19 protein-coding genes are annotated in these 18,538 nt (G+C 58.1%); 10 read left to right on the plus strand and 9 right to left on the minus strand.

The features are described from left to right. A partial coding sequence (locus tag NO887_RS17505) for an RNA-guided endonuclease InsQ/TnpB family protein (RefSeq protein ID WP_256419460.1) occupies window positions 1-606 on the plus strand: 606 nt, incomplete at its 5' end. 77 nt (window positions 607-683) lie between these two features. On the opposite strand, the gene NO887_RS17510 is transcribed toward NO887_RS17505, so the two are convergent. The 6 genes from NO887_RS17510 to uraD form a co-directional block, all read right to left on the minus strand. Continuing rightward, window positions 684-2,075, minus strand: coding sequence for an NCS2 family permease (locus NO887_RS17510; protein WP_256419461.1), 1,392 nt, complete (start codon window positions 2,073-2,075; stop codon window positions 684-686). Window positions 2,076-2,253: 178 nt separating this feature from the next. After that, the gene (locus tag NO887_RS17515) at window positions 2,254-3,588 is read right to left on the minus strand and encodes a 5'-deoxyadenosine deaminase (protein WP_256419462.1); all 1,335 of its coding nucleotides are present in this window, start codon (window positions 3,586-3,588) and stop codon (window positions 2,254-2,256) included. A 218-nt stretch (window positions 3,589-3,806) separates the two neighbouring features. Then, window positions 3,807-5,177 carry a uracil-xanthine permease family protein gene (locus tag NO887_RS17520; protein ID WP_256419463.1) on the minus strand — a complete coding sequence of 457 codons (1,371 nt, stop codon included), beginning with the start codon at window positions 5,175-5,177 and terminating at the stop codon, window positions 3,807-3,809. 197 nt (window positions 5,178-5,374) lie between these two features. Next, window positions 5,375-5,722 (minus strand): hydroxyisourate hydrolase, encoded by a 348-nt coding sequence (gene uraH / locus NO887_RS17525; protein ID WP_256419464.1) that lies wholly within the window; start codon window positions 5,720-5,722, stop codon window positions 5,375-5,377. Continuing rightward, window positions 5,719-6,690 carry a factor-independent urate hydroxylase gene (gene pucL / locus NO887_RS17530; protein WP_256419465.1) on the minus strand — a complete coding sequence of 324 codons (972 nt, stop codon included), beginning with the start codon at window positions 6,688-6,690 and terminating at the stop codon, window positions 5,719-5,721. Before pucL ends, uraH begins: the two co-directional genes overlap by 4 nt. Before the next feature lie 176 nt (window positions 6,691-6,866). Then, window positions 6,867-7,370, minus strand: a complete 504-nt coding sequence (gene uraD, locus NO887_RS17535; RefSeq protein ID WP_256419466.1) for a 2-oxo-4-hydroxy-4-carboxy-5-ureidoimidazoline decarboxylase — start codon at window positions 7,368-7,370, stop codon at window positions 6,867-6,869. A gap of 216 nt (window positions 7,371-7,586) precedes the next feature. Here uraD and NO887_RS17540 point away from each other — a divergent pair, with 216 nt between their 5' ends. Together NO887_RS17540 and NO887_RS17545 are read left to right on the plus strand one after the other, a co-directional pair. Beyond that, window positions 7,587-8,003, plus strand: coding sequence for a DUF3830 family protein (locus NO887_RS17540; RefSeq protein WP_256419467.1), 417 nt, complete (start codon window positions 7,587-7,589; stop codon window positions 8,001-8,003). A 113-nt stretch (window positions 8,004-8,116) separates the two neighbouring features. Further along, window positions 8,117-9,391, plus strand: a complete 1,275-nt coding sequence (locus NO887_RS17545; RefSeq protein ID WP_256419468.1) for a Zn-dependent hydrolase — start codon at window positions 8,117-8,119, stop codon at window positions 9,389-9,391. Window positions 9,392-9,459: 68 nt separating this feature from the next. Here the strand turns inward: NO887_RS17545 and NO887_RS17550 are convergent, their stop codons facing one another. Next, window positions 9,460-10,272 (minus strand): IclR family transcriptional regulator, encoded by an 813-nt coding sequence (locus NO887_RS17550; protein WP_256419469.1) that lies wholly within the window; start codon window positions 10,270-10,272, stop codon window positions 9,460-9,462. A gap of 1,056 nt (window positions 10,273-11,328) precedes the next feature. Between NO887_RS17550 and NO887_RS17555 the strand changes: the two genes are divergently transcribed. From NO887_RS17555 to NO887_RS17580, 7 genes are all read left to right on the plus strand, one after another. Further along, window positions 11,329-11,580: a hypothetical protein gene (locus NO887_RS17555; RefSeq protein WP_256419470.1), complete on the plus strand. Its 252-nt coding sequence runs from the start codon at window positions 11,329-11,331 to the stop codon at window positions 11,578-11,580. A gap of 185 nt (window positions 11,581-11,765) precedes the next feature. Beyond that, window positions 11,766-12,146, plus strand: coding sequence for a DUF5805 domain-containing protein (locus NO887_RS17560; protein ID WP_256419471.1), 381 nt, complete (start codon window positions 11,766-11,768; stop codon window positions 12,144-12,146). Beyond that, window positions 12,139-13,173, plus strand: coding sequence for a tyrosine-type recombinase/integrase (locus NO887_RS17565; protein WP_256419472.1), 1,035 nt, complete (start codon window positions 12,139-12,141; stop codon window positions 13,171-13,173). The genes NO887_RS17560 and NO887_RS17565 overlap by 8 nt, the downstream gene beginning before the upstream one ends. A gap of 276 nt (window positions 13,174-13,449) precedes the next feature. Beyond that, window positions 13,450-13,755, plus strand: coding sequence for an N-methyl-L-tryptophan oxidase family protein (locus tag NO887_RS18735; RefSeq protein WP_425601552.1), 306 nt, complete (start codon window positions 13,450-13,452; stop codon window positions 13,753-13,755). Continuing rightward, a complete protein-coding gene (locus NO887_RS18740; RefSeq protein WP_256419473.1) occupies window positions 13,749-14,072 on the plus strand; it encodes a hypothetical protein in 324 nt (107 codons plus the stop codon). The genes NO887_RS18735 and NO887_RS18740 overlap by 7 nt, the downstream gene beginning before the upstream one ends. A 93-nt stretch (window positions 14,073-14,165) precedes the next feature. Next, window positions 14,166-14,531, plus strand: coding sequence for an FAD-dependent oxidoreductase (locus tag NO887_RS18745; protein WP_425601553.1), 366 nt, complete (start codon window positions 14,166-14,168; stop codon window positions 14,529-14,531). A gap of 394 nt (window positions 14,532-14,925) precedes the next feature. Further along, window positions 14,926-16,065, plus strand: coding sequence for an alanine racemase (locus NO887_RS17580; protein WP_256419474.1), 1,140 nt, complete (start codon window positions 14,926-14,928; stop codon window positions 16,063-16,065). A 38-nt stretch (window positions 16,066-16,103) separates the two neighbouring features. Here the strand turns inward: NO887_RS17580 and NO887_RS17585 are convergent, their stop codons facing one another. Together NO887_RS17585 and NO887_RS17590 are read right to left on the minus strand one after the other, a co-directional pair. Further along, window positions 16,104-16,382: an L-asparaginase family protein gene (locus NO887_RS17585; RefSeq protein WP_256419475.1), complete on the minus strand. Its 279-nt coding sequence runs from the start codon at window positions 16,380-16,382 to the stop codon at window positions 16,104-16,106. Between the two features lie 183 nt (window positions 16,383-16,565). After that, the gene (locus NO887_RS17590; RefSeq protein WP_256419476.1) at window positions 16,566-18,512 is read right to left on the minus strand and encodes an aconitate hydratase; all 1,947 of its coding nucleotides are present in this window, start codon (window positions 18,510-18,512) and stop codon (window positions 16,566-16,568) included. Between the last annotated feature and the right edge of the window lie 26 nt (window positions 18,513-18,538).

Below are 18,538 nucleotides of genomic sequence, written 5' to 3' on the forward strand. Positions count from 1 at the left end.
TGGCAGGGAGACGACTACGACCACTGGTGCCGTGAGTTCGAGACGCGACGGGGCGAGATGCAACAGCGCGGCACGCAAGCTGCGCATAACGCCGTGCTTCGACTCGGAAAGCGAGAGGAAGCATGGCGGAAACAGTACATGCACACCGTCGCTAACGAGATTGTCACGGGGGCTGTCGAACACGATTGTGACGTGATCGTGTTCGAGGAGTTGACCGATATTCGAGAGCGGCTTCCACACGCGAAGTGGCACCATATCTGGGCGTTCCGACGCCTATTCGAGTACGTTGAGTACAAAGCTCCGGAACGCGGTGTCTCCGTGGAGCAGGTCAAGCCGAACCACACGTCTCAACGCTGTTCTCGGACAGATTGCGGATTCACACATGAGGACAACCGGCAGGGAGAAGAGTTCTGTTGCCAGAAGTGCGGGTACGAAGTGAACGCGGACTACAACGCCGCGAAGAACATCGGGGTGCGATACGCCCGGAAACAGAGACATAGACTCCGTTCCTCGCCCAAGTCGGGGGGCGGAGACGCACCAGTAGACGTGCGTGTGAATGGTGGGATGTTGAACAGCGAGAGTTACCAGCGTATTGCTGGCGACTGATTGCCGGGAGTCCACATCAAAGCCCCACCCTCAACGAGCGAGCCTCTTATGAGGTGAGTGAAGTAGGGTGGGGTAGTTTACCCAACCACCCCGCCAGACGTGACGTAGAAGTACAGGATAAAGGAGAGCGCGAGGACCCACTGAGCCACGTGGACGGACTCGTATTCACCCTGTGCCGCTTTGACAATGGGGTAGCTGATGATTCCGGCGGCGATTCCGTTGGCGATGGAGGCCGTGAGCGGCATGATGACGATGGTGAGTCCGCCGGGAATCAGCCAGTCGGACTGTTCCCACTGAATGTCGGTCACCCCCTGAAGCATGATGAGTCCGACGAGGATGAGCCCGAGGTACGAGGCGTACGTCGGAATCGCGGCGACGATCGGAACGACTGCGAGCGAGGCCACGAAAAGCAGGGCGACGACGAGCGCGGTGAGCCCTGTTCGACCGCCTTCTTCGACACCGGTCGAACTCTCGACGTAGGTGGTCACGGTCGTCGTGCCGACGATCGCACCGAACGTCGTGGCGACGGCGTCGGCCATCAACGGCTTCTCCATCTCGGGGAGATTCCCGTCCTCGTCGAGGAAGTCCCCGAACTGCGAGACGCCGATGAGCGTGCCGGCAGTGTCGAAGAAATCGACGAAAAAGAACGTGAGAACGACGATGGCGAACGTTATCGGTTCGACATCTCGGAGGCCGCTAGCGAACGCGCCGACCAGCGGGGTGATATCGTAGGTGACCGGCGGTAGCCCGTCGGGCGTCAAGGTACCCTCGGCGACGACGCCGGAGAGCGTCAGAGCCCACCCGGCGGCCGCGGTGGTGATGATGCCGGTAATAATAGAGCCGGTAACGTCCTTGGCGTAGAGGACGATCGTGAACGCGAGGCCGGCCAGCGCCAGTAGAGCGACCGGATCGGTCGCGACGTTGCCGAGCGAGACAAGCGTCTCTTCGTCTGCGACGGCAACGTTGATCTCGATGAGACCGAGCAGGAGCAAGAACAGGCCGATACCGGCCCCGACAGCGAACTTCACCGGCTCCGGGAAGAACTCGATGATGTACCGTCTCGCCCCGACGCTCGACATCGCCATGAAGATGACGCCCTCGACGAACACCGCCGCGAGCGCGGTCTGCCACGGGATCCCCAACCCGATCACCACGGTGAATGCGAAGTACGCGTTGAGTCCCATCCCGGGAGCGAGACCGAAGGGGCGATTCGCGTACAGCGCCATCACTGCCGAGCCGACGGCAGCCGCCAAGATCGTCGTGATGGCGAGCATCTGGAATACTTCCCCGTCGGAGTATCCCTCGATGGAGATCGCCGCTGACAGGATCGCGGGGTTCACCACGATGATGTACGACATCGTGAGGAACGTCGTAAGGCCCGCGATGAACTCCGTTCTTATGTCTGTTCCGTGTCGCTCAAACTCGAAGAACGACGCTACGCGTGACTGCCCTTCGCTAGTGTCTGTCATCCATGTCACTATCTCGCAGTGGTATAAAAAAGGCTGTGATCCGATCGGGTGACTCCGAGAGACGTTCGTGCGTCGTTCGATGGGCGGACGGCCGAACGTCGACTCGGTTGCGTTCAGAAACGCGTACCGAGAGTGACTCGATCGGTCGAGATCGGGACGCCAGTGGATCGCCTCGCGATCAGGGTTTTTGCTGCTGTGCGGACCGACGCTCCTCCGTGAGATCCATGTCGAGGCCGATCGCCGACGCCTCGCGACGGACCGCGTCGGCGTCGATAGCGGTCACCTCGCCGTCTTCCTGCAGGACGGTGCCATCAACCATGGTGAACCGCACGTCGTCGCCGTGGGCGGCGAACACCAGATGCGAGAGCACGTCGTGGAGCGGGGTTCCGCGGGTGAGGTCCGTGCTGAGCCCCACGATGTCGGCGCGCCACCCCTCTCGAATCGCGCCGAGTTCCTCGAATCCAGCGGCTTTCGCCCCGTTGAGCGTCGCCATCTCGAAGATGTCGCCGGCCGGTGTGACCGTCGGATCCAGTTGATCGACCTTCTGTAAGAGGCTGGCCTGCCGCATCTCGGTGAACGGATCGAGCGTGTTGTTGCACGGCGGGCCGTCGTTTCCGAGCGCGACGTTGATCCCCCGATCGAGGTAGTCCCAGATCGGGGCGACACCGCTCGCGAGTTTCATGTTCGACGACGGGCAGTGCGTGACGTGCGTGCCCGTCTCGGCGAGCACCTCGCGCTCGCTTTCGTCGGTCCACACGCAGTGTGCGAGCACGACGTCCTCACCGGTGAGACCGACCTCGTCGAGCCAGTGAATATTCCGCATCCCGGTGTCCTCTTTCACCGTCTCAATTTCGCTCTGGTTTTCGCTGGCGTGGGTGTGGATACGGACTCCGTCGTACGCGTCGGCCAGTTCGCGAGCGCCGCGGAGGCACTCCTCGGTACACGATACGGCGAACCGCGGCGTCACGGCGTACCGGATGCGGTCGTCGAACGACCCGTGGTACCGCTGAATGAGCCGTTCGGACTCGTCGAGCGCCGCCTGCGTGTCTTCGAGGAGCTCATCGGGCGAGCGCTGGTCCATCATGACCTTCCCGAGGACGCCGCGGATCCCGATTTCGCCCGCGGCCTCGAAGGCCTCCTCGGCGTGGGCGACCGAGAGGTGGTCGACACATGTCGTCGTTCCGCTCTCGATCATCTCCAAGTAGCCCAGCTTCGCCGCAATCTCCATCTCCGACGCCGAGAGGGAAGCCTCCATCGGGAGAATGTAATCGAACAACCAGTCCAGCAGCTCGGTGTCGTCGGCGATTCCCCTCCCGAGACTCTGGACCGAGTGGATGTGTCCGCCGACGAGCCCCGGCAACAGGACATCGTACGACTGGTGCTCGTGGTCAGGATACTGCGCCGCGATCGCGGACTGCTCACCCACCGCCTCGATCCGTGACCCCGAGACGACGATCGCCCCGTCGTCGATCACTGTATTCGAGTCTGCAACGACGGTTCCCGTTAGCAACATACTCTGATCGAAAACGGTGGCGCGATAAATAAATTCCCCTGACAGACGGGCAGTCGTGCCACAGAACTTCAGCTGGGGAGTCCGCGGCGCTGTCCCGGCCATCGACGTTGCCGCGCGCGTCGCACAGCTCTCATCGAACAAAAAAATGAATTCCGCCTGACGACGCCGGTCGACTGCGCGGCGTCCACCGTTCTCGTCGCTTGTCGACCGAGTGAGCCTCAGTCGTCGTCCACCGGCTCGGAGATTGGCGGAACGTCGTCGGCCTTGTCGAACAGCGGGCTGGACTCACCGGGGACGATCGTGTTCAAGACGAGGGCCAAGAGACCGGTGATGATAACGGGTTCACCGAAGAACGTTTGCGCCCCGGACGGCAGTCCGGAGAGCGCGCTCGGCACCGTCGCGACACCGAGTCCAAGTCCGAGTGACGTGGCGATGATGACCATGTTCCGACGGTTCATCTCGATGTTCAAGAACAGCAGTCGCATTCCACTGGCGGCGACCATTCCGACCATGATGAGCACGGCACCGCCGAAGACGGCAGACGGGATCGTCGTCACGATCGCTCCGATCTTCGGGACTAGTCCCAGCACGATCAGGATGAACCCGCCGATTCCGACGATGTGGCGGCTCATCACGCCGGTGAAGTTGATGATACCGACGTTCTGAGAGAACGAGGTCTGCGGGAACGACCCGAACACTGCCCCGAGGGCACTGATGAATCCGTCGGCGAAGATCCCGCCGCGGAACTCCTCTTTGGTCGGGTTGCGTCCCTCGGCGGCGGTGATCCCGGACATATCACCGATCGTTTCCATGCCCGAAACCAAGAACAGGAACGCGAAGGTCACCAGCGGAACGAGTTCGAAGCTAAACCCGAATTTCCCGGGAGTCGGAACCGCGATCCACGCCGCTTCGTAGAACGGAGTGAAGTCGACGACCCCGAACGCGATCGCCACGACGTAGCCGACACTGATGCCGATAATAACGCTCAACATCCGCCAGACCCCAGTTAAGAGCAGGTTGAACAGCACGGCGATGGACAAGACCAGTCCTGCGAGCCCGAGGTTCTGCATCGAGCCGAAGTCTTCGGCACCGACGCCGCCGGCGGCGTACTCGATACCGACCGGAACGAGATACAGGCCGATGATGACAACGATGAGTCCCGTGACGAGCGGCGGGAAGAACGACTGCAGGCGTTTGAACTGCCACCCCAAGAGGAACGGGACGACGACCGCCGCGGCCACGATAGAGCCGAATACGACATCCAGCCCCGAACTCCCCCCGATCGACGACATCGCGCCTACGAAGGCAAAGCTCGTCCCCATCACGATCGGGAGTTTCGCGCCGACCGGCCCGACAGTGTAGGCTTGGACGACGGTCGCCACGCCCGCGAAGAGGATGACCATCTGTACCAAAAACGTCGTGTCCGCGGATCCCAACCCCGCGGCTCCCGCGACAATAAACGCGACGGCGGTCGACGGAACGATCATAACCGATACGTGCTGTAACGCGAGGAGGAGCGATTTCGACAGCGGCGGCTTTTCCTCCAAACCGTATGCGAGATCGATTCCATTCTCTGGGTTGTCAGACATGTTTCACCGTACCAAACCACCCACTACTATTTAACTTCTTTCACCAATAGAGCGCACCACAAGTGGAATATACTAGAATCTCTCCACAGAAGTACCGAATTAGAGTATAGTCTCAGACAACTCGGTGCGGACTTCGAAGGCTGTCGGCGACGCAATCACAGAGCCAGTTTGCGACTCTGCGGAATCAGGTCGGCCGTTCAACTCCCGCGGTACGTCGTGTAGCCACCGGGAGATAGCAGCAGGGGGACGTGGTAGTGTTCGGTCGGGTCGTCGATCGTGAACCGCACCGGCACCTCGTCGAGAAACGTCGATCCCGTGGGCCCTTCACGGTAGTACGTCCCCACGTCGAAGACGAGTTCGAAGGTTCCGGCCTCGATCTCGTCGGCGTCGAGCAACGGCTCGTCGACACGTCCGTCGTGGTTCGTGGTCGCCGCGGTCACCTGCTCTCGATCGCCGTCAGCCAGTCGGTACAGCGTCACGTCGACGCCCTCTGCCGGCCCCTCGCGGCTCGTGTCGAGGACGTGCGTGGTCAGCCCGGCGGTCATTCTGCTCCCTCCTCGGCGAGGTCGCTTCGATCCATCGAGAACTGCTGGAAGCCGGTCGGGCGGGGCGGCTCCCGGAGCACCTTCGCGTCGCCCTCCATGTCGTCACGCACCTTCAACCACGTGCGGTTGTTGGCCTCGAAGCTCACCTCGGTTAGTTGCGGGAAGCGTTCGAGAACTCGCAGTCCGATCTGATAGATGAGATCCTGAATCGAGTTGACATCTCGCTCGTCGAAGACAACCTGTGCGATGTCACGGACCTGCTCGGCCGGGACGTACTCCTCGGGCGTCTCGCCACGCGCCGTCTCGGGGTCGTCGTACGTCCAGAAGATGTCGAGCCCGATGTACAGCGTCCGATTCTCCCGCTCGGGTAGGGTCGTGTACTCGTCGTGAACGTACCCCACGAAGGAGTTGTCCTTCACTTTCACCAGTTCGATTCCAGTGACGCCGCTTCGCTGCTCTTCGATGACGACCTCGCCGTCCTCACGCGTGAGGTAGTACTCTCCGAAGGCTGACTCGTCGTCTGAAACGCCGAAAACGAGGTCACTCGGCTCAAAGTTCCCCTCGCCATCGGGAACGGGGCGGTCGTCGAAGGCGAGCTCGTCAGCCGACATGCGGACCGACTCCATCTGATCGTAGGTGCGAAGGAACTCCGAGCCGACGTAGTGGAGGAATCCCTCGACGGTCGCGCCGTCGTAGTCTCCGGCGTGGTGTAAGACGAAGTTCTTCATCGAATCGGTCGCGACGACCTTCGAGTTGTCGCCGTCCCGGAACGAGGGAAGGAACTCGTCTCCTTCGACTTGCGCGCGCACCTCCATTCCGAAGAGGGTATTCGGCTTCCCGTCGAACGCCGATTCGGGTATCTCGCGAACGCCCGTTAGCGGAGTTGCGTACGTCCGATAGACGTTGACGTGTTCTTTGCCGTAGTTCATCGTCCGGTCGTCGGTGTCTGATTCAGTGTTGTCGGTCATGGATTGCTTTGGTATCGTTGTCGGTTACCGCTGCCGCTGCCTGCAGCAGTCGCTGTGCTCCGGCCCGCAGAACGTGATTCGATATCGAGTGGCTGTCACCGTCTATCAAACTGATTCATACGCTCGTATATAGGTGTTTTGTTGGATATGTTACAGTATTCGGTCGTGACTCTAGATTATGAGTCAAACCGCTCGGCGAGTCGAAGGCGGGCGATAGTGTGGACTTCGTCTAGAGCGGTCCGAAACTCCTCATCCGGGGAGTGTTCGACCCGTTCTTCCATCGTCGCCCTGATGGCATCGGGCGTCTCGTCGCGCACTGCCATGATGAACGGGAAGCCGAAGTTGTCCCGATACTGGTCGTTCAGTCGCTGGAACGCCTCGTACTGTTCCGGGGACAGCTGATCGAGCCCGGCGGAGGCCTGTTCTTCAACGGAGGCGTCCGTCATCTCGGTCTGTTCGCCGAGATCCGGGTGCGCCCGCAGCAGTTCGAGCTGCCGATCTCGACTCGCATCCTCGACGACAGATCTCATCGCGCTGTGAAGGTCGTCGACGCCCGAGAACGGACGGTTCGGCCACGCCAGTTCGGCCACCCACGGAGCATGTTCGTACACGTCGCCCAAGTGGTTCACGAACACGTTCTTATCCGCCCGATTTACCTCGTCTATTGTGAGATTGCTCATCGCCTTCGTTCGGTCTAACCGCTCTCACTTAAATTCTCGCTCGCGTGAAAACGGACGGCGACCGACCGAGTACAGCAAATATCCGTTTGAGGACCGCTGGTCGCAGACGACGCGATCGTCGCCGATCCGGGACACGTATCCCTATCGCGTGACGCGCCTGACTGGGACTGGGGGGTCGACGGAACTTTTATTCTGAGCGCCGTTGTTGCGGGTGGTGTGTCACAAATAGAGTTCGACATCGAAGGACAGGTGTTCGTCGCCGACCTACTCGAGGACGAAGCGCCTCGATCGGTCGAAGCACTCCGAGAGTTCCTGCCGCTCGAATCGGAACTAATGCACGTCCGCTGGAGCGGTCACGCGACGTGGATCAACATCGACGAGGTCTCGCTCCCAGACATCCCACGCGAGAACCACACCGTCTACCCGTCTCGGGGTGACATCTTGTTGTATCCGGGCTACCGGAATGAACAGGAAATACTCGTTCCGTGTGGACCGACGTGTTTCAAAAGCCCGGCGGGTGAACTCGCAGGAAACCACGTTGCACGCCTCGACGCGTCCCGTGAGGAACTCGACGAACTGGAAGAGGAGACGCTCCAGCACGGCGTGAAAGATATCGTCGTCCGAGAGCGGTAGCTGACGAGGATCAATTTTTCCGCTCGATACAGCGGTAGTTACAGAAATGACTCCAAATCCGTCCGATTTGTCGGTATCTTCAAATCAGAGCGGCCTCAACTGGGCCGTACAACATGAGCGTAGCAGAACGCGCACAACGTGGGGTACGAGAGGAGCGCCTCCGCGACGATATTACGACAACGGCGGATTTCGGCGCTATCCAGACGGATCATGGCCGCGGACGAACGGTACTGACTGGGACTGACGCCAACCGACGGGCACGTGAGTATCTGGTCGATCGACTGGAAGCCGCCGGCCTCGACGTCCGCGTCGACGCAGTCGGCAACATCGCCGGTCGGTGGGTCCCCGACGGCGTCGATCCGACCGCACCGCCCGTCGCGTGCGGCAGTCATCTCGACTCCGTCCCCGAAGGTGGTATCTTCGACGGCGTTCTCGGCGTCTACAGCGGACTGGAAGCCGTTCGCGCCTTTCAGGAGACGGATGCCGATCTCGCTCGACCGATTGACGTAGTCTGCTTCACCGAAGAGGAGGGTGCGCGGTTCTCGAACGGGGTCCTCGGCTCATCGGTAGCGAGCGGAAAACGGTCCGTCGAGGAGGCGCTCGCGCTCGAAGACGACGACGGCGTAACGCTCGACGACGCGCTCTCTGATATCGGTTTCCGCGGTACCGGTCGCCTCGACGCCAGCCAGTGGGACTCGTGGCTCGAACTCCATGTCGAGCAGGGAGAACGGCTCCAAGACGCGGGGGCAGCGGTCGGAATCGTTTCCGCGATCACCGGAACGATCCGCTGTTCGGTCGCTATCGAGGGAGAGGCGGACCACTCCGGCTCGACGGCGATGGCAGATCGGACGGACGCGTTGGCGGCCGCGAGCGATCTCATCCTCGAAGTCGAATCGGTGACGAACGACCTCACCGCGGAACGAGGCGATACCGTCGTCGGGACGGTCGGAAAAATCGACAACGAACCGAACGCCATCAATGTCGTCTCCGGCCGTACCGAACTCGGTATCGACGTCCGTGACGTTCACTACGAACCGATGGAGACGATCATCGACCATATTCAAACGCACCTTGACGACCTCGAGTCACAGCGAGGCGTCGAGACGACCTTCGAGCAGCCGTACGACATCCCACCAAGTCAGATGAGTGACCGCTGCGTCGACGCCCTTGAACGAGCGGCAGAAAGGGTCGACGTGTCGTCGCTCTCGCTACACTCCGGGGCCGGCCACGACACTATGCATCTCGCAGACGTTACCGACACCGGACTGCTGTTTGCCCCCTCTCGCGGCGGATTCTCACATAGTCCTCGCGAGTGGACGGACTGGAGCAGTTGCGCGGCGGCGACGCAGGTATTGACTGCCGGGCTGGCAGATCTGGCGTGCGAATGACTCGAAGGAGAGTGCAGCCAGTTCGTTCGTGAAAAGAAAACACATAGTCGGCCTATGAGGACCTACGATTACCTTGGCGACTCGGCCCCGTGCGTTGCCATGTTAATATTCACCTCGATAACATTTGCCGCGCGCTGGACCTGTTCGGGAAGCTCCTCGTCGAAGAACGTCCCTTTCAGTCGACTCGTCGGGCCTGCGACGCTCAGAGAACCGAGAACGGTGTCGTCGCGATCGATGACGGGAGCACCGACGGCACGGAGCCCTTCGACCTCCTCTTCGTCGTTGTACGCATAGCCTCGCTCTTGAACTGTCGCTAGCTCGTCGGCAAGTTCGTCACGGTCAGTGATCGTATTTGCGGTCCGTTCAGTGAGTCCGTGTTGGTTGAGTATCTCGTTGACGCGAGCGTCGGGAAGAAACGCCAGAATCACCTTTCCCGTCGCCGTACAGTGGAGTTGATCGGGTTGTTGGAGCTTATCAGTCTGATAGCCGCTTCCGACGGCATCGCTCCCACGGGCCTTGTACAGATTGATCCCCTTACCGTGCTCTTCGGTAAACAGATTCGCGTACTCGCCGGTCGTCTCCGCGAGCTTCTCGACTTCCTCTTTGCCGTGGCGGTACAGAAGATTCCGATTTCGGACGTATTCACCCGAAAGGAGCAGTTGAAGACTGAGTTCGTACTCTCCGTCTGTTTTGACGACGAGCTCTTCCTCCCGAAGCGTAGCGAGGTAGTGGTAGGTCGAACTCTTCGACAAGTCGAGATACGTGGCTAACTCTGTGACTCCGGCACCATCGAGATCCTCTAGCGCCTTGATGATCTGAGCCGTCCGCTCCACTGTTTTCAACGTACGCGGTGATTCAGTTTTGTCCGAGTCGGCCGTCATACGTTTGCATATAACAGGACATTACTTAACTGTTTACCTTTCGCAAACGATGTGATGACAGTTACGACGAAACACCCACCTACATAAACAATATCTGTTATTTTATCCGATTATTATCGAATACGCGTGTTATTTGTTTTCTCTCGTGTGGAAGTATCAACTCACGCAACTTGATCGAAACCGAGTTGTTCGCATAATACGAACTGAGTTTGGCCGCGCCTACAGAAAATCAGGTAGTATGAGTAGCACTACATGAATATTACAATTATATGTTTGTAATGGAATCAGTGTTTCAGATAAGGATGGGGCGGAACGATCTTCTAGTGGTTCATGCCTGAATGCGTCGTTTGCTTGTCAGTTGAACTTCTTCAAATATGGTACGGGTTCTGCGCTATCATCCGGTCAATTGATGTAGAACCCCCGTCACCGCAGACTCTCTTCTAATACTCGCTACGCATTTTAGACAAAATAATTTCCGCCAAGTTCAGCCAAGGATGTGGTCATCCTGTTGTGTTGCGGGACGAGAAACTTGCCATACTCAATATCGCATTATACACTTTACGAGTCACAAACGGATCGACATACGAGCTACACATGGTAGGAGTCACCGACGATCCGGTGTTTCTGCGCTTGACCCGAAGAGCACATACGAAATTCTGAGCTGATCGTAGCACTGCCGACACGAAGCGTGTCGCCGCTGAAAAAGACGTAGACACGGCTGTCGCCGAGAAAACCATGACTATCCGACCGAGCGAGGTGGGTATGCACGTCGCATACCTTGACTGCGACATCGAGGGCCTCACAACGATTCTGCCGAGGCCGATCAACTCGCCTCAAACCACGCCGAGGCCGTTATTGCGAAGGTGAGCGATGAGTAGCACCGTCGGCGGCCGCGACGGACCGCTACAGTCGGCGCGAACCGCCCGGAGAGTTCCGGTGTGACGAGTGCGGTCAGCAGTGCACGCGTACGGACAGTGCCGAATACGGCCACATGCACGGCCACCGCGCGCCCATCAAGAGCGGTGTTCCCGCCGGCCAGACGAGTGTGACCCGACCATGGAGAGGAACCAGAGCATCTACGACGAGGATCCTCGCGATTTCGAACTGCCGACGCGATGGCGGTCGTGGAACTACCCGACTCGTAAGGAGTACCTGACGGTCAACCTCTCGCGAGCCGACCTGTTCCGCGCCATCGTGCTCGAAGTCAGACCGGACGATCAAGACCCGGAGAGTGTCGACGCAACGAGCCGTTTCAGCAAAGACGATCTGTCCTACATCGCGCTCCGAGTTGGCCTGTTCAAACTATGAAAGATCCGAAAATGTGGATCCACACCCTCAAAACCGTTAATCCAGAAATGTGATACCGTCAACCGGCTTATCACGTCTCTATGGGGTCATTTTCACGCGCAGATGCAGGCCCACACGTTCAGATAAGTGACTTTATCTCGAATTATGGGTTACATTGAAGTCACCGGCGAAAAAACGACTGATCAATGAGCGACGAGCGCCGTTCCGTGAAAACGTACGTGCCAGCCGAACAAAAAGATCGGTGGCAGGCCCATGCGGACGAACTCGGAATGTCACAAAGCGAGTTCGTCAGAACGATGGTACAGGCCGGCAGACGGGGATTTTCACTTCCGAATGAGACGAACACGGTTGAGACCGCATCTGGGGATGAAACCCCCGGGAGTCACGACCTCGAAACGCAAGTCAAGCGGGCTCTTACAGCGGGACCGTGCTCGTGGGACGAGCTGGTCGACGCGTTGCGCGGTGACTTCGAAGACCAGTTAGAAGAAACGCTCGACGCGCTACAGGATCGGAATCGGGTTCGATACAACGGCCGCCAAGGGGGGTACGCGCTCGTCGATGAGTAGTACCCGCACTCCGGCAGACATCGACGATCCGATCGGCTACTTCGTCGAGGACCTGACCTATCACGGGAAGACATCCCGGACGCGAGAGTCGTACGAACGCGTCCTCCGTCAGTTCGAGGCGTTCATCGACGATACGTCGACACCTGAGACGGCCACACACCGCGACTGTATGGCGTTTATCCACTCGCTCCGGGGAGACGTGGCTGACAGCACCGTCGCGACGTACGCGGCGTATCTCCACCGATTCTACGGGTATATGACCGAGGTCGGCGCGTTCGACGGAAATCCGATGACGCTGGTCGTCGAAGAGATGGATGAGACGATCGACACGGATCCGGCGCGGCGAGACATCTCGATACCCGCGATGCGTACGTTCGTGTCCGATATCGCCCACCCCCTTCATCGAGCACTCGTCGTGACACTTTTGAAGACTGGGATGCGGGTTGGCGAGTGTTGCAACCTCGACCTCCGGGACGTCGCTATCGACGACGACGAGCTTAACGAGGTATACGAGCTCGGAACCAGACCGGTGCTCGCCGACCGGCCGAATTCGATATATGTGACGCCTGACGCGACCGTCGGGGAGGAATTGAACGGCGAGGTTCGGTCGGCATCGAACAAGCGCAAGCGCAGTACCGTGATTCCCGTCGACGACGAGTTGGCGCGAGTACTCAAAGCGTGGCTCGCGATTCGTCCAGACTCTCCTTCGTCGGCCGATCCGATTTTTATCGGGACCGCAGAGGGGTGGGGATCGCGACTCGATCCCCAAGCGGTGCGATATATCGTCGAACGGTACGCTCGGGAGGCGGGATGGTACCGCACCGGCGGCGGTGCCACCGAGAACGTCACACCGCACTACTTTCGACACTTCTTCACCACGCACCTCCGGGATCGGACCGGCGATCGGGGCGTGGTCAAGTACCTCCGCGGAGACGTCGCCGATGACGTGATAGATACATACACACATGACTGGGGGAACCAAGTTCGCGAGACGTACGAAGCGAACATGTACTCATTACTCGATTGATATATCGAGCGCTTTCCTACTTCTGACTGATTTAGTAGGACAGATATCTGAGGCGTATGGACCAAGTAAATTACATATCGCTATATTATTTCTGGAGCAGTTGCGAATGCTCCTGAATAGGTTCACGAGATCGACTCTAGATCGCTGGAACCAACCAAGCTTGAGAAAAGGCCTTAACCTCCAAATCCCTGACTATGTAAAGGCAGAGATGAAACGGTCCAAAATATGAATCGTAGTGACAATAACTACGATGTTATCGTAATCGGCGTCGGTGGTATGGGCAGTGCAACGGCCTATCATCTTGCTGATCAGAACCTAGATGTCTTGGCATCGAACGCTACGACATCCCCCATTCACGGGGGTCATCGCATGGAATTACCCGTCCGTCGGGCATACTACAAACACCCGTCATATGTTCCGCTCATCGAGCGTGCGTACGAACTTTGGGATGAGCTTGCTAACGAAACGGGTCGAGGTATTATTCATCGCACTGGCTCAATCGACGCCGGACCCGCAGAAGATCCTGTCTTCGCAGGTTCGAAACGCTCCTGTGAGGAACAGCCATTCCACACGAGGTGCTGACTGGCGAAGAAGTGAACGAACGCTTTCCGGGCTATGAACTCCCTAAAGACTACTGTGCTGTCTATCAAGAAGATGGTGGATTCGTTGTCCCAGAGCAGGCTATCACCGGCCACGTAACCGCTGCACAAGCTCGCGGCGCTGAGATTCATGCACGCGAGTATGTCAAAGATTGGAAGAGACAACTGATGGTGGCGTTCGCGTTCGAACCGCTCAGGGAGTCTATGTCGCTGACGCGCTTGTACTCACAGCAGGAGCTTGGAATTACAAGCTTGCTCCAGAACTGGAAGTGCTCGCCGTCCCGGAGCGGCAGGTGCTAGTGGTTCCAACCGGATTCCCCGGCGGCGTTCGATCCCGGCGATTTTCCAGTCTGGAATCTGAGCGTCCCAGAGGGCCGCTTTTACGGATTCCCGATCTATGACGTAGCAGGATTTAAGATTGGCAAGTATCACCACCGTGAGGAGGAGATTGACCCGGATGAGTTCGACCGGGAGCCAAACCGAATGGATAAGATACTCTTGAGTGACGCCACGGAAAAATACTTCCCAAATGCAGCAGGCCCAACGATGCGACTTGCAACATGTATGTTCACAAACTCACCCGATGAACACTTCATCCTTGACTCGCTGTCAGATCATCCACAGGTAGTTGTCGGTGCAGGCTTCTCCGGGCATGGATTTAAATTTTCGAGTGTAATCGGCGAAATTCTCGCCGACCTTGCTATTGATCGTGGAAGTGAACACCCCATAGAGATGTTTTCGCTTGATCGCTTCGACTGATGGCCATCTAATTGATTTTTTGAAATGATCAGATGATGATATATTTCAGCGGTCGTGCTGAATCTATTAGATGTATTGACTGATCACCACTGTAGTCGATCAGACAAGTTCATTCTGCAAGATTCGTGCCCTGCATCTTGCACGGTACTCCGGACATCATCTCAAACTGGTAGGATTCTCAGCGGTCAATTCGCAGATGTACTGAACGGGAGATTCATCTCCTACTGGTATCGAAAGAAAGGCATGTATCAGTTCCACCCTCCGAAGCTGTGGCCGTATACATTGAGATAGTTGGTCTCAACTTCCGAGACCCCCTCTTCATCTGAAAAGGTATCGAACCAATAGGAATCCACCAAAGCCAAGATTATTTCCTCAAGGCATTCGACTTCAAACTATGTCTGCTTGGACGACGGATGAGATGTCCCCGTCGCTTTATCAGTCGGTCGGGGACCTCGAAACTCCGGCCTTGCTCGTCGACATCGATGCAATGGAGCGTAACATCGAAGAGTACGTGGCATTTGCCGACGAGAACGACGTAACGCTCCGGTCACACATCAAGACGCACAAAAACGCCGAACTCGCAGCGCTTGAGGACGAGATGACCGACGGTGGAGGAATCTGCTGTCAAACACTGGGTGAGGTGGAAACGATGGCGCGAAACAGGATCGACGATATCTATCTCTCCTATCAGGTAGTCGGCAAACAGAAACTCGATCGGTTCTGCTGGCTCTCACAAAAGGTCGAGAAACTAGCAACGACGGTCGACTCAGCCGCCACGATAGACCTCCTTCAGGACGCGGCCCAAAACCACGAAATATCGGCCGACGTCATACTCGAAGTCGACGTGGGATTGCACAGGACTGGCGTCGCTCCTGGCTCTGAGGCCGTTGCTCTCGCGGAACGGATCGACGAGGCGGCCAACCTCTCGCTCGACGGCATCCTCACGTACGAGTCCCACGTGAAGGCCGAAGCGGAGACCGAATCGGAGTTCGACGAACTGTGCTGGGGGGCGATGGAACTCGCCGAGGACGTGGTCGACGACATCGAGGACGCTGGAATCTCCGTAGACGAGGTGAAGGTCGGCGGGACGGCGACATCTAGGTACAGCGGCAAGCATCCGGTGGTCAGCGAGATCAACCCCGGGATGTATCTTTTCAACGACGTTGGCGAACTTAAACTCCGACCGTGGGAGGTATCGAAGGACGACTGCGCAGCGACGGTCGTCACTACAGTCATTTCCGTGCCAGACGACGACCGGCTTGTCGTCGATGGAGGCAGCAAAACGTTCTCGTTAGACAAACCGCAAATGCCGGTTCCGAAGAACCGGGACGATATCAAATACGTCAACGCCAGTGAGGAACACGGGTGGATTGACACCAGCAACTCGGACGATTCGTTCGCAGTGGGTGACCGGCTGGAGTTCATCGTTCCCCACGTCTGCACGACGATCAACCTCCATGACCTGATTATCGGCGTCCGAGACGACCAAGTCGAAGAACTATGGGAGGTACAGGCGAGAGGGAAGGTCCGCTAATAGCAACGAAGGAATTCAGGCTAGTCGGAACCGAATCGTTACTCCCCTCCGAGTTGATCAAACACGGTCTCGACGCTGCGACCAGCAAGCGCTATTACCGTCGCAATTCTCGTTTTCTGCAGATTTCGCTCGCTGAAGTAACAGCCCAAGTCCAACAGTGTCTGCTCACTACCACGGTAATCGTAGGTTGACGTGGCGAATCTCCCCTCCGGGCCACGCGTCGTCGCTACAAGTGGGATATCTTCTCGTGCGAGGGCTTCAAGCGGGGAAATGATTCCAAGCAGAATGTGTCCCGAACCGGTAGTTGCCAGTACCACCGCCTCAAAATCACCAGGGTCAGGGATTTGTGAAGGGGGTACTCTACTGTCACCGTGACGGCAGCGATCTCGCATTCGTGACGCTTCGACCTTCGTACTCACCGGAATTGAACCCAGTCGAGAAAATACTGGAGACAACTCCAAGCAACTCTCGGCTACCGGTCGGTTTCCCAAGGATAGTATCTACGACGAGAGTCGTCGTTTTGTGTGGGGCAGTTTTCCACCCTCTATAAGAAGTGTCCGCTCTCGTTCGTTAGCGTGGAGGGTAACGGGTGCCTCCCAGTTGTCGTTCACCCGAATCGTCAGTTCGGTTTGCCCCATCTCGACAGCCGAAACGACATCTTCGACAAGCGTCACTTCGTCGCTTTCATCGAGACGGTCGTATGTCGTGTCATCGATGACTAACGGAAGGAGTCCAAAGTTGATGAGATTTGTCCGATGGATGCGAGCAAAACTCTTCGCGAGTACACCGTCAACACCGAGGTACATCGGACAAAGAGCGGCGTGCTCCCGAGAAGATCCCTGGCCGTAGTTCTCGCCCGCAACGATGAACCCGCTGCCAGCCGAAGCTGCACGGTCAGCAAACTCCTCGTCAACGCGTGAAAGCGTGTACTCCGAGAGCTTCGGCACATTCGAGCGGTACATCGAGACTTCCTTCGTCCCGGGAATGATATGGTCGGTCGTAATGTTGTCGGGCACCTTCAGTAGCACCGGTCCCGAAACGGTGGATTCCAGCGAATCCTTTAGCGGCACCGCTCCGAAATTCGGGCCCTTGACAAGTTCATCGTCAATCGCCCCGTCTGGCTGGATCAGATCGGCCTCGCTCGTGCCGATATAGCTGTCGGGCAATACCCGACCTGGCGGATCAAGGTCAAACTCGGCGGCGGCATCGCGAGGATCGACAAGTTCGCCCGATAGTGCAGAGACAGCGGCCACCTCGGGCGAGCAGAGGTAGACGTCATCCTCTTCGTTCCCCGATCGCCCCTCGAAGTTACGATTGAAGGTACGGAGGCTCACCGAATCGCTAGCTGGGACGTGGCCCGCGCCAATGCAGGCACCACAGGTTGCCTCTGAGAAGTTGACTCCGGCCGCTAGTAAGTCAGCTGTCCGCCCCTCACGACTAAGCATTTCTGCGGCCTGCTTCGATCCCGGCTGGACAATTGTTTCTGTTCCTGAAGCGACCTCACGGTTTGAGAGCAATTCCGTTATTGGGAGGAGATCCTCGTACGCGCCGTTGGTACAAGAACCAACGATCACCTGATCGACAGTTGTGCCGACCACTTCACGAACCGGGACAACATTGTCTGGCATCGATGGACACGCCACCAACGGATCGAGATCCGAGAGATCAATTACGATCTGCTCGTCGTACTCAGCATCCGGGTCGGGCCCGAGCTTGCGATAATCGTCCTCGCGGCCGAGGCGGGCAAGGTAGTCACGGGTGCGCTCATCAGTTGGGAAGACAGAGGTGGTCGCTCCTAGCTCGGTACCCATGTTCGAGATTACGGTCCGCTCGTTGGCCGATAGCGTCTCAACACCCGGACCCGTGTACTCGAAAACCTTGTCGATGCCACCCTTCACAGAAAGACGGCGGAGCAGTTCAAGGATCACATCTTTTGCGGTTGTCCAAGGAGGAAGTTTCCCCTCTAAACGGACATTCACGACTTCAGGCATCTCGATATAGTAGGGCGCGCCACCCATCGCCGTGGCCACATCGAGCCCGCCTGTCCCGATGCCGATCGCACCCAGTCCGCCTGCTGTCGGCGTGTGTGAATCCGCACCCAGAAGCGTCGTTCCGGGAGTGGTGTAGTTCTCTTTGTGGACTTGATGGAGGATGCCAGTCCCCGGTCGCGCAAAGTAGGCCCCATAGGTACCCGCCGCCGAACGGAGGAAGCGGTGATCGTCGGTTACCTTGAAATCGGGTTGGTAGGTCTGGTGGTCACAGTGTTGACCCGCCACGTCGACACGCACTTCATCGAGGTCGAGCGCCTCGAACTGGAGCCACACCATCGTCCCGGTCAGGTCATGCGCAATTGTTTGGTCAATCTCGATGCCGATCTCCTCGCCGGGCTCAAGTTTGCCGTCGACGAGATGCTCGCTAAGGATTTTCTCTGTGAGTGACTGTCCCATATTATGTAGTCAGTTTCAGGATCCCT

The sequence above is a fragment of the Halorubrum laminariae genome (assembly GCF_024494655.1).
Classification (GTDB): domain Archaea; phylum Halobacteriota; class Halobacteria; order Halobacteriales; family Haloferacaceae; genus Halorubrum; species Halorubrum laminariae.